At 48.9% G+C, this 1053-nt stretch carries 2 protein-coding genes; both read right to left on the bottom strand.

Going from position 1 to position 1053, the window contains the following annotated elements:
- The coding region (locus A3750_RS14870; RefSeq protein WP_197475057.1) for a 7TM-DISM domain-containing protein at nt 1–528 on the bottom strand (528 nt) is incomplete at its 3' end.
- A gap of 95 nt (nt 529–623) precedes the next feature.
- Nucleotides 624–1053: succinylglutamate desuccinylase/aspartoacylase family protein (locus tag A3750_RS14865; RefSeq protein ID WP_197475056.1), on the bottom strand; the 430-nt coding region annotated here is incomplete at its 5' end.

Here is a 1053-nt window from a genome sequence, read left to right as displayed (position 1 = left end):
CAGGGGCAGCAACATCGAGCCCTGGGTTTTGACTCGGGAAATAACCGAAATATCCTGATTACTCTCTAACTGAAAGTTGAACAAAATGCTTGGATGATCAATATGCCTAGGGTAAAAGTTCCGGCTATCACCGGTTGCTAAATCAAGCACTCTTCCATCTGAGGTCGTTGCTTTGAAGACCACATCATCAAGTAATAGATAATCGACCTCCAAGACCATGTTCTGGGTATTCGCAGTTTTGTTGCTGATGAGCGTTTTTATCCAATACTGGGAACTCGTAAAACCAAAGCTCCCTTGCCCCGGCATGGCTTTGGACCATCGATCCTCAGGCAAGGCTTGTATCTGCTCGAAGGTATAAAGATGATAAGGGTCTTCGAAATAGTCGAATGCCATAGGCAAGGGTGAATCTGCCCCATCTTTTAAGGTGTTTTCTGCCGACCACAGCACCTGTGCACATAGCAGTAATACAACCGCTAAAATGATTTTGGAGATGGATCGACGAGCGACATGACGATGGTATGCAGACACTAAAGCTCTCTCTAGTTTTCTTATATGCCCCTAAAGTTTAGCCAGATTCTTCGATTTAGCCCGTTTACCGAAGCCAAACCCGATAATGCCAAAAGCTATGCGCCAAGCAGCGGCCCTTCGCGAAACGCATCAGGCCCAGCCACCTTACCAATATCCATACCAGCAATAGCAAAACGCCGGTTTTCTCGTGCGAAAAACTTTCCGGCGGCCTTCGTGGTGATGGGTGTAATGGTTTGATCGTTCGGATTAACGATCTCAGCGAGCACGTCTCCCGCCGAAACCAGATCACCCAACCGTTTTTTAAACACCAGCACACCAGAAACCGGTGCTTTTATGGCATCAGAACCTGCCAAGGGGGTAGGGGTATAGAGCGCTTGCGGCATGATCGATGGCTCACCCTCAATCACACCAATCGATTGTAGCCAATGAAAGATCTGCTGAGCATCACGCGCGGCCAACCCATGGCTTACATCGGCTTCACCGCGAAACTCGAGTGTAACGCCACAGCCGGCTAGCGGAATAGGG

Source organism: Oleiphilus sp. HI0079 (assembly GCF_001635105.1).
The sequence above is the reverse complement of the archived record's forward strand: the minus strand, read 5'-3'. Positions and strand labels throughout refer to the sequence as shown.